The sequence below is a fragment of the Mesorhizobium sp. Root552 genome (assembly GCF_001427285.1).
Lineage (GTDB): Bacteria > Pseudomonadota > Alphaproteobacteria > Rhizobiales > Rhizobiaceae > Mesorhizobium.
The window spans coordinates 136971-160497 of sequence record NZ_LMFV01000034.1; the positions used below are offsets into that span (position 1 = coordinate 136971).

Genomic DNA, 23527 nt, shown 5'->3' on the forward strand with positions numbered 1-23527 from the left:
TCACCTCTCCTTCAACGCCATTTTGGTGTTGAACCAGTTCATGAGAATTGAGGTGATGATGCTGATGCTAAGGTAGACCACCATGAAGATGACGACCACCTCGATCGCTTGTCCCGTTTGATTGAGGATCGTGCCGCCGATCGCATAGAGATCGGGGTAGCCTATTGCGACGGCAAGCGAGGAATTCTTGGTCAGGTTGAGGTATTGACTGGTCAGCGGCGGAATGATGATACGCATGGCCTGCGGTATGACCACCAACCTAAGTCCGAGATTCGAGCGCAGGCCTAGGGCCGAATAAGCTTCCGTCTGACCGCGCGGAACCCCCATGATGCCGGCACGCACGATTTCAGCGATAAATGCGGCAGTATAGAATGACAGCGCCAGGTAGAGTGACAGGAACTCCGGCTTGACGTTCATCCCGCCTGTTAGATTAAACGTGCCCTTTTGCGGAAAATCGATTGATACCGGCAAGCCGCTTATCAAGAAACCCAGCAACGGCAGACCAACTATAAGGGCGATGCTGGTAAGAAGCACCGGAAACTGTTTGCCGGTCGCCATCTGACGCATCCTGGCACGTCGTGCGACGTACCAGCTTAGTGCGACCGCAGTGACCAATCCGGCAAGGATAAGCCACGCTCCTTGCTCCCATACGAAACGCGGGAAGTAAAAACCACGGTTGTTGAGATAAGACCCCAGGGGCAGCGAAACGCTGTCGCGCACGCTGGGCAGAAGCGCCAAAACGCCCTGATACCAGAACAAGATTACCAGCAGCGGCGGAATATTCCGAAAAAGCTCGACATAGGCCGTCGCCAGCTTGCGGATCAACCAATTGTTCGACAGTCGTCCGACGCCGACGAGGAAGCCAAGGATCGTTGCTGTTACAATACCGGCCGCAGCGACGGCAGCGGTATTCAGCACACCAACGATAAGCGCGCGGCCGTAAGAAGAATCCGAGCTATACTCGATCAAACGATCAGAGATATCAAAACCGGCTCTCCCTCGCAGGAATGCAAAGCCGGTCGTAATATTGGAGCGGCGCAGATTTTCGATCGTATTGTCTACGACCCACCAAATACCCGCCACCAGCAGCGCGACCAGGACTATCTGGAAGACTATGCCACGAACCCTAGGGTCATAGATCAAAGACGCCCTTGCGGGCGCTTCGTGAATTGCCTCTTGTGCCACATGGCTCCCCTTACCGCGACTTCAACCCGACAGCCTGTTTTTGTTATGGCTTGAGGGGCAATCAGGGCCGGAGAACGAATTCTCCGGCCCAGCTTGAGATCAGCGAATTGGCATGCCGTACTGCAGGCCGCCCTTGGTCCACAGGGCATTGATGCCGCGGGAAATCTTGAGCGGGCTTCCCGTGCCAACGTTACGCTCGAAGATTTCACCGTAGTTGCCGGTGGCCTTGACGATGTTGACGACCCAGTCATTGCTCAGGCCGAGGTCGGTGCCGATCTTGGTTTCGGCTTCGGTGCCCAGCAGGCGCTTGATATCGGGATTGTCGCTATTCTTCATTTCATCGACGTTGGCCTGCGTCACGCCGGCCTCTTCCGTGTTCAAAAGCGCATAGTAGGTCCACTTGACGATATCGAACCACTTGTCGTCGCCCTGACGAACCGAAGGACCAAGCGGCTCTTTCGAGATGATCTCGGGAAGCACCACATGGTCGTCGGGCGCCGACATCTGCAGACGAACGGCATAGAGACCTGACTGGTCGGTCGTGTATGCGTCGCAACGACCGGCGTCATAGGCCGCGTTGGCTTCCTCGAATTTCTCGAAGACTACCGGATTGTACTCCATCTTGTTGGCCTTGAAGTAGTCGGCAAGATTGAGTTCCGTCGTCGTGCCGGCCTGGACGCAGACCGCGGCGCCCGAAAGCTGGAGTGCTGAATTCACGCCAGGCAGCTTCTTGGCGTTGATCATGAAGCCCTGGCCGTCATAGTAGGTCACGCCGGCAAAGTTGAGACCGAGTGCCGTATCGCGATTGACCGTCCAGGTGGTGTTGCGGGACAGGACGTCGACCTCGCCCGACTGAAGTGCGGTGAAGCGATCCTTCGCGCTCAGGCCGGTGAATTTCACCTTGGTGCCGTCACCAAACACTGCTGCGGCAACAGCGCGGCAGAAGTCGACGTCAAGGCCGGTCCACTCGCCCTTGTCGTTCGGCGCAGAAAAACCTGCGAGACCGGTATTGACGCCGCACTGCAGAAAACCCTTCGCCTTGACGTCTTCCAGCGTGCCGGCGGAGGCCGCTGTGGCCACCATGCCGAAGGCCGCCGCGCTCAAGATACCCAATGCCAGTTGCTTCATAACCCAAAACCCTTTTCTGTTCTTCGGGACATAACCCGACTTTTTCTTGCGAACGCGGCTCACTGTTCCGGCCCACTCCCGGAACACGGCATCGAGATCGACGCGTAACCTTTCTCCCATTCACGAACTGCATCGAAGGCGATTATTTCTGTGAGGTCAAGAAAAATGACAGAAAGGTGGCGAGTTTCGAAGAGCATTGTGGCAAACCATTGAAATACAAGGATATCCGGGAAGGGAATAAAGTTTTCCTTGACTGCAAGATGCCCCCGGTCGATTGGCAAATTGGGGTCGCCGGCCGCCTTCCGCAGCGGAATACAATTGGAACGCTCAGTGTCGTCACGCGGATTTGGCCCACTAAATCCAGGCACCTGTCAGACGGGTGGCGGTTGCACCACCGATGTCGCGCCTTTATGCGTTGAGCTTTCCCGTCAGGTGATTGAGATAATGGCGAAAAACGACAAGACGTTGGGTATCAATACGCGGCTCGCGCATTCTGGCAACGACCCGCGCGACTATCACGGCTTCGTGAATCCGCCCGTCGTGCACGCTTCAACTGTTCTCTTCCCTAACGCCGCTACCCTCGCCGGCAGAGCGCAAAAATATACCTATGGCACTCGCGGAACACCGACCACAGACGCGCTCGCATCGGCCATCGACGATCTTGAAGGCTCGGCAGGTACCATTCTGGTGCCTTCGGGCCTCGCGGCGGTCACCGTGCCGTTGCTCGCTTTCGCCGAAACAGGCCGGCATATTCTGATCGTCGATTCGGTCTACCATCCAACGCGCCACTTCGCGGATACCATGCTCAAACGGCTTGGAATGGAGGTCGACTACTACGATCCTCGGATCGGCGCCAGGATCACAGCGCTCATCAAGCCGAATACCAGCATCGTATTCACTGAATCGCCTGCATCGAACACCTTCGAAATTCAGGACATTTCCGCGATCGCGAACGCCGCGCATTCTGCTGGCGCCCTTGTCATGATGGACAACACATGGGCAACGCCGCTCTATTTCAAGCCGCTGGATCACGGTGTCGATATCTCCATCCATGCAGCGACCAAGTACCCCGGAGGCCACTCCGACGTGCTGCTCGGAACGGTTTCGGCCAATGAGGCCCATTGGCAACGCCTGCACGACGCGTTCATCACGCTTGGCTGCTGCGCCGGGCCAGACGACGTTTATCAGGTGCTGCGCGGCTTGCGCACAATGGGCGTGCGGCTGGAGCATCATCAGCGCAGTGCGCTTGCCATCGCCCAGTGGTTGGAGAGACAAAGCGGCGTTGCGCGTGTTCTCCATCCGGCGCTGCCAAGCCATCCTGACCATGCCTTGTGGAAGCGAGATTTTGGTGGCTCCAGCGGCATCTTTTCCGTGGTGCTTGCCGGTGGTGGCCAAAGCCATGCGCATGCATTTCTCGATGCTCTCGAGATTTTCGGGCTTGGCTACTCCTGGGGCGGCTATGAAAGCCTTGCCGTGCCTGTTTTCCTGGGCGACCGTGTCGTAGCCAAGGGACCTTACGAGGGGCCAGTGATCCGTTTGCAGATCGGCCTCGAAGATATCGAGGACCTGAAGGCAGACATCCTGCGAGGTCTCAAGGCCGCAGCCGCTATCTGACCATTACCCGTGCGTCGGGGAGTTGCGGCCCCCAAGTTTGCTCCAGCGCAAAGAACAACCCTTCAAGGAGGGTATCAGGAAATCCGAGATACGGATTCCCCGTGCTGGAGGAGAAGGACATGGCTACCCCCGAGGGCAAAAGGCTGGCGGTAACAACCACTTCAGAAGCCGCCAGTGGGGCCGAATCCGGGAACACGCTTCTGCCGATGCTGATAGGCGGCCTTGTTCTGATCGTCATCGGAGCGATCGTTCTGATGGTCTTCGTCTGATATCGAAACAGCCTTGGCCCTGGCTTGAACGGGCAGCCATATAGTCAGCGTCGCCCGCAAATATCTATTTTGGGAAGATCGATGGTCGGAGTGGCAGGATTCGAACCTGCGACCCCCTGATCCCAAATCAGGTGCGCTACCAGGCTGCGCTACACTCCGAGGCCGTGTGTTGCCTATTGATTTAGATGTGGCATGGCAAGTGCAAAAGCGTGTCCTCTTGCCGGAACCCACATTGCACAGTAAGCAAATCGCGAGAACGGCAAGCGCCGAAGCAGCAACGAGGTTTTTATGTCCGCGCGCATTTTCAGCCCAGCAAAGACCGCGATGCAATCTGGCAAGGGTAAAACCGGCTATTGGCTGCTTGAGTTCGATCCCGAGCAGCCTCCCAAGATCGACCCCCTGATGGGCTATACGACTTCCGGTGACATGAAGAGCCAGATCAGGCTGTCATTTGAAACGCGCGAAGAAGCCGTTGCCTACGCGGAAAGCCAAGGCCTTGCGTATCGGGTTGAAGAACCGAAGGAATCGAGGCGTCGGCAGATTTCCTATTCCGACAATTTCCGCTATGACCGCCGCACGCCTTGGACCCATTGAGGTGTCCTTGGCAAACGCTGGCCGCCCCTAGGGCAGCTGGTTAGCGGTCCCGTAGCTCAGCTGGATAGAGCACCGGCCTTCTAAGCCGATGGTCGCAGGTTCGAATCCTGCCGGGATCGCCAATAAATCAAAGAGTTATAGTAATATCTTGATGAAAGCTGGACTCCGGCTCCGAGTCGAGCGTTCAACGAAACATGGCCGATTCTGAGCAAGGCAATCATTATTGTGGAGAAAATCTTTTTCCTGTCATGGCCTAATGCCCCCAGCATCCAACTTCGATAGATTTTAGTCGCCGTCTCGGCTCCCGGGTCGAACGGCTGAAGGCTTGGCCGTCCCCGGCTCCCCAAGCTCGTTGGTCAATTCTTCAGATTCTCATCTATGCCCCGCTCCCGCGGGGCTTTTTTTGCGGATCGAGGCCGTTGCATCCAAAGTCTGGCCATCCGGAAAATCCGTGCGCCTGTTCTTCGTCAAGAACCAGCTTTCGAAATCGTGAACATCATATGCGCTCGCTCTGGCATATCCTGTTCCCTCGGAAACTACAGGACACGGAGGAAGCGATGTCGCGACTGACTGCAAAGGATTTTCCGCAGGAATTGCTGGAGCTCTATGATTATTACGCTCACGGCAGGATCACGAAGCGCGAATTCCTCGATCGTGCAGGGAAATTTGCTGTAGGAGGCGTCACAGCGGCAGCCATTCTTAGCACCTTGAGCCCTGATTACGCATTGGCGCAACAAGTCGAATTCACCGACCCTGACATCGTTGCGGAGTACATCACCTTCGGTTCGCCCAAAGGGAATGGAAAGATTCGCGCCTATTTGGTGAAACCTGCAACAGTAACCGGCCCTGTACCGGGCGTCGTCGTTGTGCATGAAAATCGAGGGCTTAATCCGTACATCGAAGACGTCGCACGCCGCGTTGCAAAGGCTGGTTTTGTTGCCCTTGCTCCTGATGGCCTGAGTTCAGTGGGTGGTTATCCAGGGAACGATGACAAAGGCCGTGAGTTGCAGCAGCAGGTCGACCCCGAAAAGCTCATGAATGACTTTTTCGCGGCTGTCGAATTTCTCATGAAGAGCGAGTCAACCACCGGCAAAGTCGGCATAACCGGCTTCTGTTACGGCGGAGGTGTCGCTAATGCCGCAGCCGTGGCTTATCCCGAATTGGGCGCGGCTGTCCCTTTTTACGGCCGCCAACCGAGATCCGAAGATGTGCCGCGTATAACCGCACCGCTTCTGATCCACTACGCAGAACTCGATACGCGCATCAATGAGGGGTGGCCGGCTTACGAAACGGCGCTCAAGGCGGCCGGCAAGGAATATGAAGCCTACGTCTACCCCGGCGTGAACCACGGATTCCACAACGATTCAACGCCCCGCTACGACGAGGCCGCTGCCAAGCTTGCATGGGACCGAACCGTCGAGTGGTTCAAGCGTCATCTCGCCTGATATCGGCCTGGGCAGATGTTACTGGCCGAAAGTGATGACAAAGCGAAAAATCGCTAAAGGTCGAACTCACGCTGGCCTTCATCCATCGCGCTGATGGCTTCGGCTGCAAGGGCGCGAGTGATGCGGCTTTGCTGTTCCAGCGCCACACGATCAAGCCTGTCCACAACACGCATCGCAGTTGCAAGCGAACGCTCTATGCGGCGGACCAGATACTGCACGACATGCGGTTCCACCTCGACCTGGCGATCAGCAAAGAGCTTGGTGATCACGCCCGTCAAGAGTGGATCGTCCGGTTCGTGAATTTCAACCGTCGCTGCTGCCTTCAGCCGCGAAACGAGATCGGGCAAAGTTACGTTCCAGGCTGAGGGAAAGCGGCGTGCGGTCAACAGGAGATGGGAACCTGCAGTACGCACCTCATTGATGAGGTGAAACAGGCCATTTTCATCCATTGAGACACTGTCGGCGTTGTCGATCACGGCTGGTCGATCGCCAAGCTTCGAGATCGAGTCGCCAATCCGAGCAGGATCGATAGGTACGGCATTTGCCACACCTCGCCAGATTTCCGCCAAATGTGTTTTGCCGGAACCAGCAGGCCCGGCGAGGACTACTACGGCTGACGGCCAGTCCGGCCAGCAATCCACCAAGGAAACCGCTTGCTCGTTCGACGATGAGACGACGAGGTCGTCACGCGAATAGCCGGTTCCATGGCCGAGATCGAGCGGCAACTGACGGGGCTTCTCCAGAGGGGTAGCCATGCCGCCTCAGGCGTTCACGTCGGGAGTTCCGCGGCTGCGAACCGGAGCCGAAGCAGCGGGGTCAACTCTGTGTCCCTTGTACAAGGGCGAGTCGAGGTAACGGGAGATCACAAAGCGGACAATCACGGCGATGGCAGCCGAAGCAGGCACAGCGATCAGCAAGCCGACGAAACCGAATAAGGCGCCAAAGGCAAACAATGAAAACATCAGCCAGACCGGATGCAAGCCGACGCTCTTGCCGACCAGCTTCGGTTGCAGAATGTTGCCTTCGATGAATTGACCGACAAAGAAGACACCTACCACAGCCACGATCATCAGCCAGTCCGGCCAGAACTGGACGAAGGCCACGCCAACGGCCAATACCAGACCGGTCAGCGACCCGACATAGGGGATGAAGCTGATGAGACCAGCAAAAAGGCCGATCAGGATGCCAAAATTCAGCCCCGTGATGGTCAGGCCGACGGCATAGATCGCCCCTAGAATCAGGCACAGTGTGCCCTGGCCGCGCACGAACCCGGCAGTCGCCGTGTTGATATCGGCAAAGATGGCGCGAACGGTTTCGACATGGTCGCGTGGCACCCAGCTATCGACCTTCCCCACCATCCGGTCCCAGTCAAGCAACATGTAAAATGCGACCACCGGGGTGACGACGAACAAGCTGACGACAGATACGAGCGCGACGCCCGAACTCCAGATCGACTGGAACACCGTCGTCAGCAAGCCGAAGCCGGAGGTAAGCAGAGAATTCAGCCCGTCTTTGAGGCCAGCCGCATCAACGCCGAACCGCCGCTCCAGCCATTGCGGGTCGAAGCTCGTGACCAACGACTGCAGACGCGTCATGTATTCGGGCAGCTTGCCGGCGAAATCTGCCATCTGCGACGCCAGTATCGGAATAAGCAGGACCAGCGCGAGGACCAGCACGACAATGAACGCGAACAGAATGACGACCGTTGCCATGACACGCGTCAGGCCAAGCCGCTGAAGTCTGTCGGCTACCGGATCGAGGAAGTAGGCAAGGACCATGCCCGCCACGAACGGCAACAGAATGCTGCTGAAAACATAAAGAAAAATGGCAAATACGATTGCGGCCACGAGCCAGAAGCGCAATTGCCGCCGAAACGCAGCCGACGCGGCAGCTTCGGCAGCCTCATTGTCAGTTGTCTGATGTACTGCTTTTGCCATAGCCGCTCATGTGCCTCAGCCAAGCCACGAGATAGGCCGCGGCGGAAGCCACGGTCAAGAGGCCGGACAGGAATATAAGGGACGTGCGCAGCGGCCCAAAAATCGTCGAAAACGTCAATTCCGCCAGAACGACCGCCGCCAGCACAATCTGAATTGCGGTATTCGCCTTTGAAACCATCAACGGTTTCATTTCGACGGGATTGCCGATGACCGTAGACAAAAGTACCGCACAGATGATCAGGCCATCACGCGTCACCGCCGCAATGACCAGCCAGAGCGGTAATTCGCCGATAAAACCAAGCACGACAAAAACGCTCACAAGCAGGATCTTGTCGGCCATCGGATCAAGGTAGGCGCCAAGTTCGGAGCGCTGGTTGAACTGCCGCGCGATGAAGCCGTCGACACCATCGGAGACGCCGGCAATTACGAAGCCTGCAAAGGCCCAGTCCCAGCGCGCCAGCAGCATTGCCCATACTACGGCCGGAACGAGCAGGAAACGTAGGATTGTGATCAGGTTCGGGATCGTCAAGTCGCTCTCATCGGTTCATCACGACGATAAATGGTCGAGGTGCTGCTGAACTGCAAGACGGGCAAGCACCTGGACCAACCACTCACTCTTTTCCCATGCTGGTGATAGTGTGAAAGCCCACTTGCCTTGCAGGACGAACCCGTTCATGCGATGAGCCCGCATTGTTAAGGGAAAAGCGATGGCCGAGCACAAAACTGGGCTGACCTACGCCGAGGCAGGTGTCGATATCGACGCCGGCAATCTCATGGTCGAAAAGATCAAGCCGCTCGTGCGCGCCACGCGCCGCCCGGGTGCGGATGGCGAGATCGGCGGCTTTGGCGGCCTGTTCGACCTCAGGGCCGCAGGCTTCTCCGATCCGGTTCTGGTTGCCGCCAATGACGGCGTCGGCACCAAGCTCAAGATTGCCATCGACGCCGGCAAGCACGACACGATCGGCATCGACCTTGTGGCAATGTGCGTCAACGATCTCGTTGTCCAGGGCGCGGAACCGCTGTTCTTCCTCGACTACTTTGCCACCGGCAAGCTCGATCCCGAACAGGGCGCGGCAATCGTCGGCGGCATTGCACGCGGCTGCCGGCAGGCTGGCTGTGCTCTTATCGGGGGCGAAACGGCCGAGATGCCGGGCATGTATCATGGCAACGACTACGACCTCGCGGGTTTTGCCGTCGGCGCCGCCGAGCGCGACCAGCTTCTTCCGACAGACGATATCATCGAGGGCGACGTTCTGCTCGGCCTCGCCTCGTCGGGTGTCCACTCCAACGGATTCTCTCTCGTGCGCAGGATCGTTGAGAAAAGCGGTCTGTCATGGTCCGACAAAGCGCCGTTTGCACATGGCGAGGCGCTCGGCGAAGCGCTGCTGGAGCCCACCCGCATATATGTAAAATCGATCCTGAAAGCGATCCGCGGCACCCACGGCATCAAGGCGCTCGCCCATATCACCGGCGGCGGTTTCCCCGACAATATTCCGCGCGTGCTGCCGAAGGATTTCTCGGCCGAGCTCGATCTCGACGCAATCGACGTGCCACCGGTTTTCACCTGGTTGGCCAAGACCGGCAATGTCGCGCCGGACGAAATGATGCGGACCTTCAACTGCGGCATCGGCATGGTCATCGTGGTTGCGTCCGGCCAGGCGGCGCAAGTCGCTGCCGTGCTACAGGAGGCGGGCGAAACGGTAATGTCGGTAGGCCGCATCGTGCCGCGCCGCGACACCGGCGTCATATATCGCGGATCCCTTGACCTATGAGCCTCCTGCGTAAACGGACAGTTGTCCTGATCTCCGGGCGTGGTTCCAACATGGCGGCGCTGATCGAAGCCGCTTCCGATCCGGCCTATCCCGCCGAGATCGTCGGCGTGATCTCGGACAAGCCGGATGTGCCGGGCCTTGGCATTGCAGCGGCGCGTGGCATCCCCACGCGCGCGATCACGCGTTCCGACCATGCGAGCAAGGATGCGCATGACGGCGCCATCGACGAGGCTTTGTCTTCGTTCGGAGCGGAGATCGTTGCGCTCGCAGGGTACATGCGGTTGCTGACGACGCCGTTCGTGGAGAAATGGGCCGGTCGGATGATCAACATCCACCCTGCCCTGTTGCCTGCCTTCAAAGGGCTGGATACGCACAACCGCGCACTGGACGCAGGCATGCGCATACATGGCTGCACTGTGCATTTCGTGACGCCCGACATGGACGGCGGGCCTATTATTGCACAGGCGGCGGTTCCGGTGCTTACTGGCGACGATGAGACATCGCTTGCGGCACGTGTGCTGAAGGCTGAGCATGGCCTTTATGCGCTCGCGCTGAAGCTGGTGGCGGAAGGCAAGGTCAGCATGGCCGACGGGAAGTCAGTATTTTCGGCCACGAGCAGAATGGTCGAGAATGGCGACCAGGCCATCATGTCGCCTGGGGCACTGCGCGACGATGTCGACCTCGAAGCATTGGCTCGTTTCACTCCCTGAGCGGTCTTTAGATGAGGCAATTGTTCCTGCTCCGCCACGGCAAGTCGAGTTGGGACAATCCGGCGCTCCCCGATTTCTCGCGGCCGCTTGCGCTGCGCGGGAGGAAGGCGGCGCGGCGCATGGGCAAGGAGATGGCCAGCCGCGACTGGATCCCGGACCTGGCGATCGTTTCCGCAGCGATACGCACCCGCCAGACCTGGGAATGCGTCGTGTCGCAATGGCCGAAGAATTCTTGCGTTTTCGAGTTCTCCGATGCCATTTACGAGGCGCGGCCTGAACGGATACTGGCCGAAATCCGCAAGACCGGAAGCGCAGTCCAATCGCTTCTGGTGATCGGCCACAATCCGGGGCTGGAAATGCTGGCCATGCAACTGGCGTCGGCCACATCGGAACCAACGGCGCTGCGAACGATGTCGCGCAAGTTTCCGACCGCAGGACTGGTCCGTTTCCACACGCAGGAGAGGTGGGCAAACCTTGCTGCCGCCTCGGCGGAGCTGACTCATTTCCTGCGCCCCAAGGACTTCGAATAATTCTCCTTGCCGCGCTAGGCCGCCGCCCTCACCCATACCTTGTTGTCGTGAACCGGCGCTCCGCCATAGGGAGCCGGCGCGTCCGACCCGGTGAGCACATTGATGCCCTCGCCGCGCTCATGCGCACCGTTCGGCCAGATGCCTTCGGCAATGACGACGCCACGCCTGACGCCATCGAACAGCTTGGCGTGAAGGACGACTTCGCCGCGCCTGTTGCCGATCTCGACGCGATCGCCGTCCGACAGGCCGAACATGGCCGCGTCCTGTGAGTGGATGAGCAGTTGCGGCCGCCCTTCCCTGGCTTTCGACACCGGCGTTTCGGTAAAGCTCGAATTGAGGAAATTGCGGGCCGGCGAAGTGGCGAGCCGGAACGGATGCTCCTCGTCCGCAACCTCGATCAGATCGACATGGTCGGGAAATTCCGGCAGGCGCTCATGCGGACCGAACACCCCCATCGAGCGCGGCGGCCTGTTGGGCGCGGACTGTCCCGTCCAGTTCGGCTTGAAACGGAACTTCTTGTCAGCGTGCCCGAACCCGTTGAGGAAATGCGCATCCTCGAAGGCCGGCTGCAGGTCGGCCCATTTCTCTTCCCTGAAGGTGGCGAACGTACCCAGCCCCCGCTTGGACAGGATGACGTCGATATGCTCGCGCTCGGTCATGCCGAAGCCTGGCCGGTCCGCCACGCCGAGGCGCTTGGCCAATTCTTCGATGACGAAGTGGTTGGTGCGCGGACCGGGCGGCGCATCGACGAGCTTCGGACCCAGCGTTAGGTGCTGGTTGCCGCCACCCTTGTAGATATCGTCGTGCTCCAGGAACATGGTGGCGGGCAGGACGACATCGGCAAGCTGGGCCGTGTCGGTCATGAACTGCTCGTGCACGCACATGAAAAGGTCGTCGCGCAACATGCCGCGCCTGACCAGCCGCTGTTCCGGCGCGACATTGGCCGGATTGGTGTTCTGGATCAGCATGGCCGTGACCGGGGGGCCGCCGTAGAGCGCATCCTCGGCACCGGTCAGCACAGGCCCGATGCGCGAATGGTCGAGATAGCGGATATTGAGGTCGCGCATGCGCGTACCTTCAAGCAATTCCGTGTTGAGCTTGTAGATGCCGGAATTGGCATGGAAAGCGCCGCCACCCTCGTATTTCCAGCAGCCGGTGACAGCGGCGATGCAGGACGCCGCGTGCATGTTGACCGAGCCGTTGCGCTGTCGCGAAAACCCGTAGCCGAGACGGAAAAAGGTACGCTTGGTTGTGCCAACCAGCCGAGCGAAGGAGACAATCTCCTCGACCGAAAGGCCGGTAATAGCCGATGCCCATTCCGGCGTACGGGTGGCAAGATGCGCCTCGAGCCCGCGGGAGTCATCGGTGTATTCTTCCAGATATGGCCGATCCGCCATGCCTTCCTTGAACAGGACGTGCATGACCGCGCAGGCAAGCGCGGCATCGGTGCCGGGCTTGACGATCAGGCCGACGTCGGCCTGCTTCATTGTCGCGTTCTCATAGACGTCGATGACCACGATCTTCGCGCCGCGTTCCTTGCGGGCCTTGATGGCATGGGTCATCACATTGACCTGGGTGACGACGGCATTGGTGCCCCAGATGACGACGCAATCGGACTTCGCCATTTCGCGCGGGTCGGGTCCGCGCAATGCACCGGCGCCCATCATCCAGCCGGTCCACGCCAGATTGGTGCAAATCGAGCCGAAGAAACCGGAATATTTCTTGGCGTGACGAAGCCGTTCGATTCCGTCTCGCTGCACCAGCCCCATCGTGCCGGCGTAGAAATAGGGCCACACCGTTTCCGAGCCGTACTTTGCTTCCGCCGCATCGAACTTCTCGGCGACGAGATCCAGCGCGGCTTCCCAGCTCGCCACCTTCCAGTTTCCGTCGCCCTTGGACCCCGCGCGCACGAGCGGCTTCAAAAGACGGTCCGGATGGTGGATGCGGTCGGCGTAGCGCGCCACCTTGGCGCAAACGACGCCGGCGGTGTAGCTGTTGTCCTTCGCCCCATGAATGCGCCCGATACGGTCGGGGCCGAGCAACTCGACGTCGAGCGCGCAAGTGGAGGGGCAGTCATGCGGGCAGGCCGAATGGCCCAACCGAAGTTTGGTATGCTGGTTCATGCACCATCGTATAGCGCCGTTCCGGACAGCCTTGTAGGGGCAATAAGTTCAAGGGTTTGATCCTAAAGCGTGTCGCGATCTTCCAGATTCGCTTCACACGCTTTAGCTCCTTGATTTTATGCATGTCTTTGTCCCGAAACCGGTTCCCACTTTCGGGAGACATGCACTAAGGCGCGGCGTCGCTCCGCTGGAAGCCGTCGATTTCGCCGCGCAGGACATCGTGGAAAGCCATCATTCCGGCGAACAGGAAAGCTTGCCGATTGTCCATTTCGACCGGGCAAAAGCCGCCCTGCATGTATCCCTGACAACGGCCCGCCAGGCGGCATTCACGGCGCGTGCAGGTTTCGTGCTGGCCGAACAGGTCGGCGACCAGCGAGCGCGCCATGAAGGCAATGGCGGAACGATAGGTGTCGTCGTGCGGTTCAGAAGCGATTTCACTGGCCGTGACTACAGGTTGTTTGTTTCTCGATCTGCTGCCCATCGCGTTTCCTCAGGATACAGTTGCTTGTTCCCGCGACGCAAAACGTCCGGGCCGATGACAAGTCGGGAGGACGGGCGGCCGTTCGGTCGCTCGTTTGGTAGTTTGGTGCGGCCTTGCGACCGCCCGTCCGGTGGCTTCCCTCAACCGACGCGCCGGCCATGCCGCAGACCGTCCAAAGGACAGGCTCCGCGGGCAACACTGCGCCCGGTTCGAGGGCCGGACTTAGGGGTTCATCACCCAGTCGCCTACCGCAGACGACCAGCCCGGCACCCTCTCCTGATCCCCGGTCCGGACCAGGTCTCCCGCGAAGGCAGTGAGCAGATTATGAGAGAGGTACGGAGGGTGGGGATAAATGAGATGAAAGATTTTGTAGGAAGTGAGCAAGATCAAGGGGTTGGAGGAGGAAGCGAGGTAACTCGATCCATATCTAGAAAGGTAGGCGCTGCCCCTCACCCTTACCCTCTCCCCGTGAAGAACGGGGAGAGGAAGGCGTCAGCGTTGCGCCGGACACCCCTACTCGGCGATGCCTTGCTCGTACTCGGCAGACATTTCCAGCCACTTTTCCTCGTGGCGGCCAAGCTGGCCGGAGAGATCGGACCGTTCCTTGGCTAGCCGTGTCGCCCCGACCGGGTCTTTTTCATAAAGCGCCGGATCGGCAAGCTGATCCTCGATGGTATCAATGCGCTTGCGCAGTCGGTCCATCAACGCCTCGGTGGCGCGGATTTCCTTTGCCAGCGGCTCGAACGCGGCGCGGCGGGCGGCAGCCTCGCGACGCCTGTCGGCCTTGGACGCCTTTTCGGCTTCGCGCCGTTCGCGGCTGTTGGCGGAAACGCCGGTGACCAGCGTCTTGTAGTCGTCAAGATCGCCGTCATAGGGATTGACGGTGCCTTCCTTGACCAGCCAGAGGCGGTCGACGGTCGCTTCCAGCAAGTGACGGTCGTGCGAGATGACGATAACGGCGCCCGGAAACTCGTTCAGCGCATGGACCAGCGCCTCGCGCGAATCGATGTCGAGGTGGTTGGTCGGTTCGTCGAGAATAAAAAGATTCGGTCCGTCGAAGGCGGCAAGCCCCATCAGAAGCCGGGCCTTTTCGCCACCGGACAGGTCTTTCGCGACCGTGTTCATCTTTTCGGTGGCGAGGCCGAATTGGGCGACACGCGCCCTCACCTTCGATTCCGGCGCTTCCGGCATCAGCCGGCGAACATGCTCATAGGCGTTTTCGTCGGGGCGAAGATCGTCCAACTGGTGCTGGGCGAAGATCGCGACCTTGAGACCGGGTGCAACGGTCACGGTGCCGGCTTCAGCCTTCAGGCGGCCGGAAAGCAGCTTGGCGAAGGTGGACTTGCCGTTGCCATTGGCGCCAAGCAGGGCGATGCGGTCATCGGCATCGATGCGCAGGTTCATCTTCTTCAGCACCGGCGCACCGGGCTGATAGCCGACATTGACGCCCGACAGGGCAATGATGGGGGAAGCAACCGTCTTGACCGGTTCGGGGAACGAGAACGGGCGCACCGTGTCATCCACCAAGGCCGCGATCGGCTTCATCTTTTCCAGCGCCTTGATGCGCGACTGGGCCTGACGCGCCTTTGAAGCCTTGGCCCGGAAACGGTCCACGAAGGATTGCAGGTGCTTGCGTGCGGCTTCCTGCTTGACACGGCCCTTTTCCTGAAGCTCGCGCTGCTCGGTCCACTGCCGCTCGAACTGGTCGTAGCCGCCGCGCCAGAAGGTCAGCTTCTTCTGGTCGAGATGGACGATGGAGTTGACGGCGCGGTTCAACAGGTCGCGGTCGTGCGAGATGAGCAGGACCGTGTGCGGATATTTCGCGACATAGTTCTCCAGCCACAGCGTGCCTTCGAGATCGAGATAGTTGGTCGGCTCGTCGAGCAGCAGGAGATCGGGCTCGGAAAACAGAACTGCCGCAAGCGCAACGCGCATGCGCCAGCCGCCGGAGAACGAGGAGGCCGGACGCTTCTGCGCATCGTCATCGAAGCCGAGACCGGCAAGGATGGTGGCGGCGCGCGACTCGGCCGAGTGCGCATCGATGTCGGCGAGACGGATATGGATTTCGGCGATGCGGTTCGGGTCCGTCGCGGTCTTTTCTTCCTCCAGAAGTGCTGCGCGCTCCTTGTCGGCTTTCAGCACGATCTCGATCAGCGGCTCCTCGGTGCCGGGCGCTTCCTGCGCCACCTGGCCGATGCGGGTGTTGCGCGGCAGGTCGATGGAGCCGGTCTCGGACGGGAAGTCTCCGGTGACGGCCTTGAACAGGGTCGTCTTGCCGGTGCCGTTGCGGCCGACGAGGCCCGCCTTCGCGCCCGCCGGTAGGGCCAGCGAAGCGTGGTCGAGGAGCAGGCGCCCTGCAATGCGCAGTGTAAGATCATTGATGGTCAGCATGGCCGCGCTTTTGGCCGAGCCTGAGGCGAAGCGCAAGCCCCGCCAGTGTCAAAGCCTTTCCGAGGCAGCGTATCAGGCGAACGCCCTGCCCTCCTCCGTGCGCTGGAAATAGATGAGGTCGAGCGACACCGAGGGGCGGCCAAGCACCGTCAGGATCATGTGCGCCTGTCCGCGATGATGGGTCTGGTGGTTGAACAGATGGCCGAGCGCCGGCGACAGGCGCTGCGAAATGGTGCGCATGTCGGTGACGGTCATGTAGGAAAAGCGCCCGGCCAGCGCCTTGTCCGACAGGCCGCCCACCCAATCGACAATGCGCTTGTCTTCCGCTTCGCGCGCGGCGCGCAGCGCCGGAAGCGCCTTGTGGATAATGGTGTCCAGCTTGGCGGGGGCATCGCCCTGGCCGGTGAAGCGCTTCATCCAGATGCGGTCGGCGACGAGGATGTGGTTGAGCGTGCCCATGAGCGAGCCGAAAAAGGCACCGGTGTCGCGGCTGAACTCGTCTTCAGTGAGATCGGCTGCGGCCTCGTAGATGCGGCTGTTGGCCCACTGGTTGTAGGCCGCAAACATCATGAAGTGTCGTTTCATCACTCGCCCCGCATGTGCCTGCCCGCGATGGTGGCGGCATCAGGCAACCCGTAGGCATCGCGGCTCCCCTTGGCAAGGGTGCGGGCGGCCTGTATAGAGCCGCCACCAATCAATCCAAAATCACAAGGACGACCAAATGGCGCTCGAACGCACCTTTTCGATGATCAAGCCGGATGCCACCCGCCGCAACCTGACCGGCGCCATCACCAAGATGCTGGAGGATGCCGGCCTGCGCGTCGTCGCATCGCGGCGTGTGTGGATGAGCCGCCGCGAGGCGGAAGGCTTCTACGCCGTCCACAAGGATCGCCCCTTCTTCGGCGAACTGGTGGAGTTCATGTCGTCTGCCCCAACCATCGTGCAGGTTCTGGAAGGTGAGAACGCCATTGCCAAGAACCGCGAAGTGATGGGCGCAACCAACCCGGCCCAGGCTGCGGAAGGCACCATCCGCAAGGTTCACGCGCTGTCGATCGGCGAAAACTCGGTGCACGGCTCGGATGCGCCCGAAACCGCCGCGCAGGAAATCCGCTACTGGTTCTCCGACACCGAAGTCGTCGGCTGAGTTTCAATGCATGTTTCCCGAAAATGGGAACCGGTTTCGGGAGACATGCATAAAATCAAAAGTATGACTTCCGAATGCAAAAACCCCCGGTCTCGACCGGGGGTTTTTGTTTGTATCGGCGCAAGTGCCGAGGCTTACTCGGCGGCTTCCTGGAGCGCCTTGCTGGAGCCGCCATGCAGCCTTTCGGCGATTTCGGCGACGCGCTTGCCCTGGAAGTGCGCACCTTCAAGCTCCTGCGCCGACGGCTGGCGCGAGCCATCGCCGTCGCTGGTGGTGGTCATGCCGTAAGGCGCGCCGCCGCGCACGACATCGTTGCCCATCTGGCCCTGGTAGGCATAGGACAACGGCACGATGACCATGCCGTGGTGCTGGAGCGCGGCCTGCGTGGTGAGAAGCGCGAGCTCGGCGCCGCCGTGCTGGGTGGCGGTCGAAACCATGACCGAGCCGACCTTGTCGAGCAGCGCGCCGCGTGCCCACAGCGGGCCGGTCTGGTCGAGAAAGTTTTTCATCTGGGCAGCGACGGCACCGTAGCGGGTGGCCGAGCCGATGATGATGGCGTCGTAGTTTTCGAGTTCGGCGGGGGTTGCGACTTCCGCGTCCTGGGCGAGCTTGTAGTAGGCGGCCTTGGCCACTTCCAGCGGCACCAGTTCGGGAACGCGCTTGATGGTCACATCCGCACCGGCTTCGCGAGCGCCCTCGGCAGCGGCCTTGGCCATCTGCTCCATGTGGCCCCAGCTCGAATAATAAAGAACAAGTACCTTAGCCATTTCGATCTCCAAAGAATTCCGCGTTTCGGGCCATGCCCGTCACCGCTTATCTAGGCGAATGGCTGTTCATCGAAAGATACCCAGATGCAGACAGATCGTTCACTAATATAATATCTTTGCGATGGGCCGGGGCTCGGGCTATGTGACAGGCGTCCCGCCTTCCGCCCGGAGCCGACCATGCCAGAAATCGTTACCGCCGCGATGCTCGTCATCGGCGATGAAATCCTCTCGGGCCGCACCAAGGACAAGAACATCGGCCATCTCGCCGACATCATGACGGCGGTCGGCATCGACCTGAAGGAAGTGCGCATCGTTCCCGACGAGGAAGACGAGATCGTCGCGGCGGTGAACGCCGTGCGCGCCCGCTACACCTATGTCTTCACCACCGGCGGCATCGGCCCGACGCATGACGACATCACCGCGGATTCGATTTCCAAGGCGTTCGGCGTGCCGTGCGAATACGACGCCAAGGCCTATGCGATGATGGAAGACAACTACAGGAAGCGCGGCGTCGAGTTCACCGAGGCGCGCAAGCGCATGGCCCGCATGCCGCGCGGCGCAAGCCACATCGACAACCCCGTTTCGATGGCGCCCGGTTTCCGCATCGGCAACGTGCACGTGATGGCGGGCGTGCCGTCGATCTTCCAGGCGATGCTGGACAATGTCATGCCGACGCTCAGGACCGGAACGAAGATGCTGTCGGCGACCGTGCAGTGCCCACATGGCGAGGGCCTCATCGGCGGGCCGCTGGGCGACATCCAGAAACGCCACCCCGAGACCATCATCGGTTCGTATCCGAAGTTCGGCGAGGGAAAATTCTGGACCGAACTGGTCGTGCGCGCGCGTACGCAAGAAGCACTGGACGCGGCCCGCGTAGAGGTCGAAAATATGGTCGCAGGTTTTTCCAAGGCCGGCTGACGGCAGCCTGCGAGCCGGAACCCGGCCCGCGCTTTCCGCGTTTCCTGTCAGCCGTGTCGGCAACGATGCCAAGAGGAGGCCCGGACATGCGTTTCAAGACAATCGTCGCCGTTCTTCAAAGCGAACACGATGCGGAACGCGTGCTTGATTGCGCCATTCCGCTGGCAAGCCGCTTCCAGGGTCATCTGGTCGGCATCCATGCCGAGGCGATGCCCGTTCCCTATACGTCGGCAACCGGATTTCCCGACACGGAATTCATCCAGGTATCGGCCGAGATGAACAGGGAGCGCACCCAGAAGCTCCACAACGCCTTCATCAAGCGCACCGAAGAAGCGGAGCTTTCTTATGAATGGCGCAGCCTCGAAAGCTTTTCCGGCGACAGCGCACTTACCGGCATCTCAAGCGTTCGCTCGGCGGACCTGGTGATTGCCGCACAGCGCGACATTGACGGCGACGAGGGAGCCGACGTCGACACCCTTGTCTACGAGGCCGGGCGGCCGGTCCTGGTGGTGCCGCATTCCGGCGCGCTGGTCACCAGCTTCAAACATATCCTGCTGGCCTGGAACGGCTCGAAGGAAGCGGCTCGCGCTGCGTTCGATGCCATTCCCTTCATGGCCGAAGCGGAAAGAACGGACGTGCTGGTGATCGATCCGCCCGACGTGCCTGAACATGACGCCCATGCGGCAGGCGCGGAAATTGCGGCGGCGTTGTCGCGGCACGATATTTCCGTTCGCGTCTCCATCCAGAAATCCAACGGCACAGCCGTCGAGGAGATCATTCAGGAGCGCCTCGCGGCAAGCGGAGCGGACCTTTTGGTGCTCGGCGCATACAGCCATTCGTGGCTGCGCGAACTGCTTTTTGGCGGCGTGACGCGCAGCGTATTGCGTTCGATCCCGGTGGCGGCGTTCCTGTCACGCTGACGGACGCCTCTCAATCCTTTTGCGACCTTGCCAAGCCTATCGATTTCCGGCTAATTCCGCCCGCATCCCAATGAACTGCGCGCTCTGGCGCGCTGCGGAGTGCGCCATCAATGTCCCTACCCGAAAAAGCCTTCCCTGTTTCCTGGGATCAGTTCCACCGAGACGCGCGCGCGCTTGCCTGGCGGCTGGCTGGCGTGAACGCGCAATGGAAGGCGATCGTCTGCATCACGCGCGGCGGGCTGGTGCCGGCTGCCATCATCTCGCGTGAACTCGGCATCCGCATCATCGAGACGGTGTGCGTTGCCTCCTACCACGACTACACCTCGCAGGGGCAACTGCAGGTGCTCAAGGAGATCAGCCCGCCACTGATGGAGAACGATGGCGAGAACATCCTCATCATCGACGACCTGACGGATACCGGCAAAACCGCAGGCGTGGTGCGCGCGATGCTGCCCAAGGCGCACTTCGCGACCGTGTATGCCAAGCCGAAAGGCAGGCCGCTTGTCGATACCTTCGTGACCGAGGTGAGCCAGGACACGTGGATCTATTTCCCGTGGGACATGGGGTTCACCTACCAGAAGCCGATTGCGGACGATCACGCCGGTTAGAGCGTTTCATGGCCAGCCACGGAACGCTCTAATCCGAACCCCACCGCACCGTAATCGCGCATACTTCGAAAGGTGGCGAAGGCCGCCTTTTTGTTGTTGCGCGGCAGGCTTTTCCAGAAGCCACAAAATTTTTACTTTTATTACACGCAATTAGCCGTACCCTTTATGAGACGGCAAACGATTCCTGAGTTTTTGGCGCTGTTTTCGCATGTTGATGGGGCCTCAATCACACGAACATCTGGCTGAACGAGTCCGCAAGCTCTTCGGCACCGTTCCATTGCGCTTGCAGGTGGCAGCGCTGCCTTGGCGTGAAAACAACGGCGCCGTTGAAATCATGCTCATCACGAGCCGCGACACCGGCCGCTGGGTTCTGCCGAAAGGCTGGCCCGAGGCGCGCGAGCCGTTGTGCAACGCCGCCGCGCGCGAGGCAGGAGAAGAAGCCGGATTGACCGGCTGGATCTCGCCCGTGGAAGCCGGCCGCTATTTCTACGCGAAAGCCCTGCCATCCGGCGAGGAAGTGCCCTGCGAGGTGCTGGTGTTCCCGCTCAAGGTCGGCAGCGTGGCCGAGCGCTGGAAGGAAAAACGGGCACGCACGCGCCGCTGGGTTGCGTGCGCGGAAGCCGAACGCATGGTGGCAGAGCCCGATCTTTCCCAGATCATCGCTTACTTCTGTGCGAACAGGGCCCAGTTCGCCGCCTAGCACTTTTACGGCTCCATTACGGCTGGGTAGTCTGGCAAGCTTCGGCGAGTTGACCGACCACCTCGCCAATGCCTTCAAGATCGAAGTCGGCTTCGCCGCGCCCGGACAGCAGGCCAAACCGCCACGACAGGGCCAGCCTGTCTGCTGGAACGAGGCGGCTTACCGCCTGGGGACCACTCTTTATAAGCACCTTGCCACGGCGTGAAATCACCCAGCGCTCGTCAACGGCCTGATTGTCGCCAATGGCAACGGACACGGTGACGGTCGAACCGGACGCCATATCGTTCAGGCGCAGCCATTCGCTCCATTGCGGATCACCGCCGGTGCGGCAGGCAATGGTCAGGACGGGGCTGTAGCTCAACGTGCCGCTGTTGTTGGTCAGCTTGTTGACGGCAGCGAGCGACGCCGTGACCAACCCATCGTCCATGGTGGTGAAACGCCAGCGATCCTGCCCGGCCTGCGCATATGCGCCACCACCGCCCGCCAAAAGCAAAACGGTGGCGAAGGTCCCCCACTTGACCATAGCCCTACCCAATCCAGCTCTCCCCAGCGAGACATCGCACTTCGCGATAGGTATGTGCGAACTTCTAACAGAACAATGTTGACGGCCTGACAACGAAAAAGGCCGCCCTGAGGCGGCCTTCTTAACGATTTGGAAATCCGATTACTCGGCGTCCTTGGCGGCTTTCTTCTTCGGAGCCGCCTTCTTCTTGGGTTCTTCGGCCTCACCTGCGGCCTCGTCCTTGGCCTTCTTGGAAGCAGCCTTCTTGGCCGGCTTGGCCTTGGTGTCTTCCTCGTCGTCCTCGGCCATCAGCTCATCCTTGCTCACCTTCTTGTCGGTGACGGAAATCTGGCCAAGCAGGTGGTCGACCACCTTTTCCTCGAACATCGGCGCGCGAAGCGTGTTCAACGCTTCCGGGTTGCTGCGGTAGAACTCGAAAACTTCCTGCTGCTGGTTTGCCGGGAAACGGCGCACCTGCTCGAACAGGCCGCGCTGCAACTCGTCGTCGGAGACGACGACACCGGCCTTCTCGCCGATCTCCGCCAGCACAAGGCCGAGGCGCACACGGCGCTCCGCAAGCCGCCGGTACTCGGCGGTAGCCTCTTCTTCCGTGGTTTCCTCATCGGCAAAGGTGCGGCCGGCAGCCTGGAGATCGCGGTTGACCTGGTTCCAGATGTTGGTGAACTCGGCTTCGACGAGCTTCGAGGGAGCTTCGAAGGAATAAGAGGAATCGAGCTGGTCGAGAAGCTGGCGCTTGACCTTCTGGCGCGTCATCGAGCCGAACTGGCTCTCGATCTGGCCGCGCACGATTTCCTTCAGGCGCTCAAGCGACTCAAGGCCGAGAGCCTTGGCGGTCTCGTCATTGACCTCAAGCTCGCCGGGCTTTGCCACTTCCTTGACGGTAACGTCGAAGGTGGCTTCCTTGCCGGCCAGATGAGCGGCCTGATAGTTCTCGGGGAACGTGACGACGACCTGCTTTTCGTCGCCGGCCTTGGCGCCGATGAGCTGGTCTTCGAAGCCGGGGATGAACTCCTTCGAGCCCAGCACCAGCGGCTGGTCGTTGCCTGCGCCGCCGCCAAAAGCCTCGCCGTCGATCTTGCCGACATAGTCGATGGTGACGCGGTCGCCTTCGGCGGCCTTGCCGGTCTTCGCCTCATAAGTCCGGGCGGACTCGGCAACGCGCTTGACCTGCTCGTCGATCTCGGCTTCCGGCACATCGTAAACGGGGCGCGTGACCTTGATGTCGGTGAAATCCTTGATCTCGATCGCCGGGATGACTTCGTAATTGAGGCGGAACTCGAAATCCGCGCCGCCGGCGAGGATCTTTTCGGCTTCCTTCTCGTCTTCCGTCATGATGACTTCCGGCTGCATCGCAGCCTTCTCGCCACGGCCGGTGATGATGGTGCGCGACTCGTTCAGGATCTCGTTTACCACTTCGGCCATGAAGGACTTGCCGTAGACCTTGCGCAGGTGCTGGACCGGGACCTTGCCGGGGCGGAAGCCATTGATGCGGACCTTGCCCCTGGCATCGGACAGCCGTGCAGCCAGCTTGGCTTCCATGTCTGTTGCCGGCACGACGACTTTGATTTCGCGCTTGAGGCCGGAGTTGAGCGTTTCGGTGACCTGCATCATCAAACCTTTGTTTTCACCAATAAGGCTGCCAACGGGCTTCTGCCGTTTACAGCCTGCCGGTATATTTGTGCCGGGGATGGCTACGGTGCGGAACTCGGACAAATTGACCGCAAGGCGGCCCAATCAGCCAAATACGCTCCAAAAATGTGAATAAGTC

Annotated in this window: 24 protein-coding genes and 2 tRNA genes; 13 read left to right on the top strand and 13 right to left on the bottom strand. The window is 60.3% G+C overall.

Annotation, left to right across the window (positions count from 1 at the left end; translation table 11 throughout):
• Both ASD50_RS14110 and ASD50_RS14115 read right to left on the bottom strand, forming a co-directional pair.
• The gene (locus ASD50_RS14110; RefSeq protein WP_056242424.1) at positions 1-1185 is read right to left on the bottom strand and encodes an amino acid ABC transporter permease; all 1185 of its coding nucleotides are present in this window, start codon (positions 1183-1185) and stop codon (positions 1-3) included.
• Positions 1186-1284: 99 nt separating this feature from the next.
• Positions 1285-2313, bottom strand: a complete 1029-nt coding sequence (locus ASD50_RS14115) for an amino acid ABC transporter substrate-binding protein (RefSeq protein WP_056242427.1) — start codon at positions 2311-2313, stop codon at positions 1285-1287.
• Between the two features lie 444 nt (positions 2314-2757).
• Between ASD50_RS14115 and ASD50_RS14125 the strand changes: the two genes are divergently transcribed.
• Entirely contained in the window at positions 2758-3927 is a 1170-nt protein-coding gene (locus ASD50_RS14125; protein ID WP_056242434.1) for a cystathionine beta-lyase, read from the top strand.
• 119 nt (positions 3928-4046) lie between these two features.
• Positions 4047-4196 carry a hypothetical protein gene (locus ASD50_RS23520; RefSeq protein WP_164480444.1) on the top strand — a complete coding sequence of 50 codons (150 nt, stop codon included), beginning with the start codon at positions 4047-4049 and terminating at the stop codon, positions 4194-4196.
• Positions 4197-4278: 82 nt separating this feature from the next.
• Here the strand turns inward: ASD50_RS23520 and ASD50_RS14130 are convergent.
• A tRNA-Pro gene (locus ASD50_RS14130) sits at positions 4279-4355 on the bottom strand.
• Positions 4356-4484: 129 nt separating this feature from the next.
• Between ASD50_RS14130 and ASD50_RS14135 the strand changes: the two genes are divergently transcribed.
• The 3 genes from ASD50_RS14135 to yghX all read left to right on the top strand — a co-directional run bounded on the left by ASD50_RS14135 (position 4485) and on the right by yghX (position 6235).
• Positions 4485-4790, top strand: coding sequence for an ETC complex I subunit (locus tag ASD50_RS14135; protein WP_056242437.1), 306 nt, complete (start codon positions 4485-4487; stop codon positions 4788-4790).
• A 45-nt stretch (positions 4791-4835) separates the two neighbouring features.
• Positions 4836-4912, top strand: a tRNA-Arg gene (locus ASD50_RS14140).
• 435 nt (positions 4913-5347) lie between these two features.
• Complete coding sequence (gene yghX / locus ASD50_RS14145; protein WP_056242593.1) at positions 5348-6235, top strand: YghX family hydrolase; 888 nt, start codon at positions 5348-5350, stop codon at positions 6233-6235.
• Between the two features lie 53 nt (positions 6236-6288).
• Here the strand turns inward: yghX and hdaA are convergent, their stop codons facing one another.
• The 3 genes from hdaA to ASD50_RS14160 are packed head-to-tail and all read right to left on the bottom strand — an operon-like array spanning position 6289 to position 8701.
• The gene (gene hdaA, locus ASD50_RS14150) at positions 6289-6990 is read right to left on the bottom strand and encodes a DnaA regulatory inactivator HdaA (RefSeq protein WP_056242440.1); all 702 of its coding nucleotides are present in this window, start codon (positions 6988-6990) and stop codon (positions 6289-6291) included.
• 6 nt (positions 6991-6996) lie between these two features.
• Positions 6997-8172: an AI-2E family transporter gene (locus ASD50_RS14155; protein ID WP_056242442.1), complete on the bottom strand. Its 1176-nt coding sequence runs from the start codon at positions 8170-8172 to the stop codon at positions 6997-6999.
• Positions 8144-8701, bottom strand: a complete 558-nt coding sequence (locus ASD50_RS14160; protein ID WP_056242445.1) for a CDP-alcohol phosphatidyltransferase family protein — start codon at positions 8699-8701, stop codon at positions 8144-8146. Before ASD50_RS14160 ends, ASD50_RS14155 begins: the two co-directional genes overlap by 29 nt.
• Positions 8702-8879: 178 nt before the next feature.
• Between ASD50_RS14160 and purM the strand changes: the two genes are divergently transcribed.
• Genes purM through ASD50_RS14175 form a run of 3 tightly spaced genes read left to right on the top strand, consistent with a single transcriptional unit; the run spans position 8880 to position 11184 of the window.
• A complete protein-coding gene (gene purM / locus ASD50_RS14165) occupies positions 8880-9944 on the top strand; it encodes a phosphoribosylformylglycinamidine cyclo-ligase (RefSeq protein WP_056242447.1) in 1065 nt (354 codons plus the stop codon).
• Positions 9941-10654, top strand: coding sequence for a phosphoribosylglycinamide formyltransferase (purN, locus tag ASD50_RS14170; protein WP_056242451.1), 714 nt, complete (start codon positions 9941-9943; stop codon positions 10652-10654). Before purM ends, purN begins: the two co-directional genes overlap by 4 nt.
• 11 nt (positions 10655-10665) lie before the next feature.
• Positions 10666-11184 carry a SixA phosphatase family protein gene (locus ASD50_RS14175; protein WP_056242454.1) on the top strand — a complete coding sequence of 173 codons (519 nt, stop codon included), beginning with the start codon at positions 10666-10668 and terminating at the stop codon, positions 11182-11184.
• Between the two features lie 14 nt (positions 11185-11198).
• On the opposite strand, the gene ASD50_RS14180 is transcribed toward ASD50_RS14175, so the two are convergent.
• The 4 genes from ASD50_RS14180 to ASD50_RS14195 form a co-directional block, all read right to left on the bottom strand.
• Positions 11199-13307 (bottom strand): molybdopterin-dependent oxidoreductase, encoded by a 2109-nt coding sequence (locus ASD50_RS14180; protein WP_056242457.1) that lies wholly within the window; start codon positions 13305-13307, stop codon positions 11199-11201.
• 166 nt (positions 13308-13473) lie between these two features.
• On the bottom strand, positions 13474-13788 hold the full coding sequence (locus ASD50_RS14185) for a hypothetical protein (RefSeq protein WP_056242459.1): 315 nt from the start codon (positions 13786-13788) through the stop codon (positions 13474-13476).
• Positions 13789-14301: 513 nt separating this feature from the next.
• Positions 14302-16179, bottom strand: a complete 1878-nt coding sequence (locus ASD50_RS14190) for an ABC-F family ATP-binding cassette domain-containing protein (RefSeq protein WP_056242594.1) — start codon at positions 16177-16179, stop codon at positions 14302-14304.
• Positions 16180-16251: 72 nt separating this feature from the next.
• Positions 16252-16764, bottom strand: coding sequence for a DinB family protein (locus ASD50_RS14195; RefSeq protein WP_056242471.1), 513 nt, complete (start codon positions 16762-16764; stop codon positions 16252-16254).
• 136 nt (positions 16765-16900) lie between these two features.
• Here ASD50_RS14195 and ndk point away from each other — a divergent pair, with 136 nt between their 5' ends.
• A complete protein-coding gene (gene ndk / locus ASD50_RS14200; protein ID WP_056242473.1) occupies positions 16901-17323 on the top strand; it encodes a nucleoside-diphosphate kinase in 423 nt (140 codons plus the stop codon).
• 134 nt (positions 17324-17457) lie between these two features.
• Here ndk and wrbA read toward each other — a convergent pair whose 3' ends face one another.
• Entirely contained in the window at positions 17458-18090 is a 633-nt protein-coding gene (gene wrbA, locus ASD50_RS14205) for an NAD(P)H:quinone oxidoreductase type IV (RefSeq protein ID WP_056242596.1), read from the bottom strand.
• A gap of 177 nt (positions 18091-18267) precedes the next feature.
• On the opposite strand from wrbA, the gene ASD50_RS14210 reads away from it, so the two are divergent.
• From ASD50_RS14210 to ASD50_RS14225, 4 genes are all read left to right on the top strand, one after another.
• Positions 18268-19008, top strand: coding sequence for a competence/damage-inducible protein A (locus tag ASD50_RS14210; RefSeq protein ID WP_056242476.1), 741 nt, complete (start codon positions 18268-18270; stop codon positions 19006-19008).
• A gap of 86 nt (positions 19009-19094) precedes the next feature.
• Entirely contained in the window at positions 19095-19928 is an 834-nt protein-coding gene (locus ASD50_RS14215; RefSeq protein WP_056242479.1) for a universal stress protein, read from the top strand.
• Between the two features lie 110 nt (positions 19929-20038).
• Entirely contained in the window at positions 20039-20536 is a 498-nt protein-coding gene (gene gpt, locus ASD50_RS14220; protein WP_056242480.1) for a xanthine phosphoribosyltransferase, read from the top strand.
• Between the two features lie 208 nt (positions 20537-20744).
• Positions 20745-21236, top strand: a complete 492-nt coding sequence (locus tag ASD50_RS14225) for an NUDIX hydrolase (RefSeq protein WP_056242483.1) — start codon at positions 20745-20747, stop codon at positions 21234-21236.
• A gap of 16 nt (positions 21237-21252) precedes the next feature.
• On the opposite strand, the gene ASD50_RS14230 is transcribed toward ASD50_RS14225, so the two are convergent.
• Together ASD50_RS14230 and tig are read right to left on the bottom strand one after the other, a co-directional pair.
• Positions 21253-21771, bottom strand: coding sequence for a hypothetical protein (locus tag ASD50_RS14230; RefSeq protein ID WP_244484530.1), 519 nt, complete (start codon positions 21769-21771; stop codon positions 21253-21255).
• 129 nt (positions 21772-21900) lie between these two features.
• The gene (tig, locus tag ASD50_RS14235) at positions 21901-23367 is read right to left on the bottom strand and encodes a trigger factor (RefSeq protein ID WP_056242597.1); all 1467 of its coding nucleotides are present in this window, start codon (positions 23365-23367) and stop codon (positions 21901-21903) included.
• Between the last annotated feature and the right edge of the window lie 160 nt (positions 23368-23527).

Excerpts from the sequence above, each read along its gene's own strand:
- ASD50_RS14115 (WP_056242427.1), bottom strand. The coding sequence starts at position 2,313 with ATGAAGCAACTGGCATTGGGTATCTTGAGCGCGGCGGCCTTCGGCATG.
- ASD50_RS14125 (WP_056242434.1), top strand. The coding sequence starts at position 2,758 with ATGGCGAAAAACGACAAGACGTTGGGTATCAATACGCGGCTCGCGCAT.
- ASD50_RS23520 (WP_164480444.1), top strand. The coding sequence starts at position 4,047 with ATGGCTACCCCCGAGGGCAAAAGGCTGGCGGTAACAACCACTTCAGAA.
- ASD50_RS14135 (WP_056242437.1), top strand. The coding sequence starts at position 4,485 with ATGTCCGCGCGCATTTTCAGCCCAGCAAAGACCGCGATGCAATCTGGC.
- yghX (WP_056242593.1), top strand. The coding sequence starts at position 5,348 with ATGTCGCGACTGACTGCAAAGGATTTTCCGCAGGAATTGCTGGAGCTC.
- hdaA (WP_056242440.1), bottom strand. The coding sequence starts at position 6,990 with ATGGCTACCCCTCTGGAGAAGCCCCGTCAGTTGCCGCTCGATCTCGGC.
- ASD50_RS14155 (WP_056242442.1), bottom strand. The coding sequence starts at position 8,172 with ATGGCAAAAGCAGTACATCAGACAACTGACAATGAGGCTGCCGAAGCT.
- purM (WP_056242447.1), top strand. The coding sequence starts at position 8,880 with ATGGCCGAGCACAAAACTGGGCTGACCTACGCCGAGGCAGGTGTCGAT.
- purN (WP_056242451.1), top strand. The coding sequence starts at position 9,941 with ATGAGCCTCCTGCGTAAACGGACAGTTGTCCTGATCTCCGGGCGTGGT.
- ASD50_RS14175 (WP_056242454.1), top strand. The coding sequence starts at position 10,666 with ATGAGGCAATTGTTCCTGCTCCGCCACGGCAAGTCGAGTTGGGACAAT.
- ASD50_RS14180 (WP_056242457.1), bottom strand. The coding sequence starts at position 13,307 with ATGAACCAGCATACCAAACTTCGGTTGGGCCATTCGGCCTGCCCGCAT.
- ASD50_RS14185 (WP_056242459.1), bottom strand. The coding sequence starts at position 13,788 with ATGGGCAGCAGATCGAGAAACAAACAACCTGTAGTCACGGCCAGTGAA.
- ASD50_RS14190 (WP_056242594.1), bottom strand. The coding sequence starts at position 16,179 with ATGCTGACCATCAATGATCTTACACTGCGCATTGCAGGGCGCCTGCTC.
- ASD50_RS14195 (WP_056242471.1), bottom strand. The coding sequence starts at position 16,764 with ATGAAACGACACTTCATGATGTTTGCGGCCTACAACCAGTGGGCCAAC.
- ndk (WP_056242473.1), top strand. The coding sequence starts at position 16,901 with ATGGCGCTCGAACGCACCTTTTCGATGATCAAGCCGGATGCCACCCGC.
- wrbA (WP_056242596.1), bottom strand. The coding sequence starts at position 18,090 with ATGGCTAAGGTACTTGTTCTTTATTATTCGAGCTGGGGCCACATGGAG.
- ASD50_RS14210 (WP_056242476.1), top strand. The coding sequence starts at position 18,268 with ATGCCAGAAATCGTTACCGCCGCGATGCTCGTCATCGGCGATGAAATC.
- ASD50_RS14215 (WP_056242479.1), top strand. The coding sequence starts at position 19,095 with ATGCGTTTCAAGACAATCGTCGCCGTTCTTCAAAGCGAACACGATGCG.
- gpt (WP_056242480.1), top strand. The coding sequence starts at position 20,039 with ATGTCCCTACCCGAAAAAGCCTTCCCTGTTTCCTGGGATCAGTTCCAC.
- ASD50_RS14225 (WP_056242483.1), top strand. The coding sequence starts at position 20,745 with ATGTTGATGGGGCCTCAATCACACGAACATCTGGCTGAACGAGTCCGC.
- tig (WP_056242597.1), bottom strand. The coding sequence starts at position 23,367 with ATGCAGGTCACCGAAACGCTCAACTCCGGCCTCAAGCGCGAAATCAAA.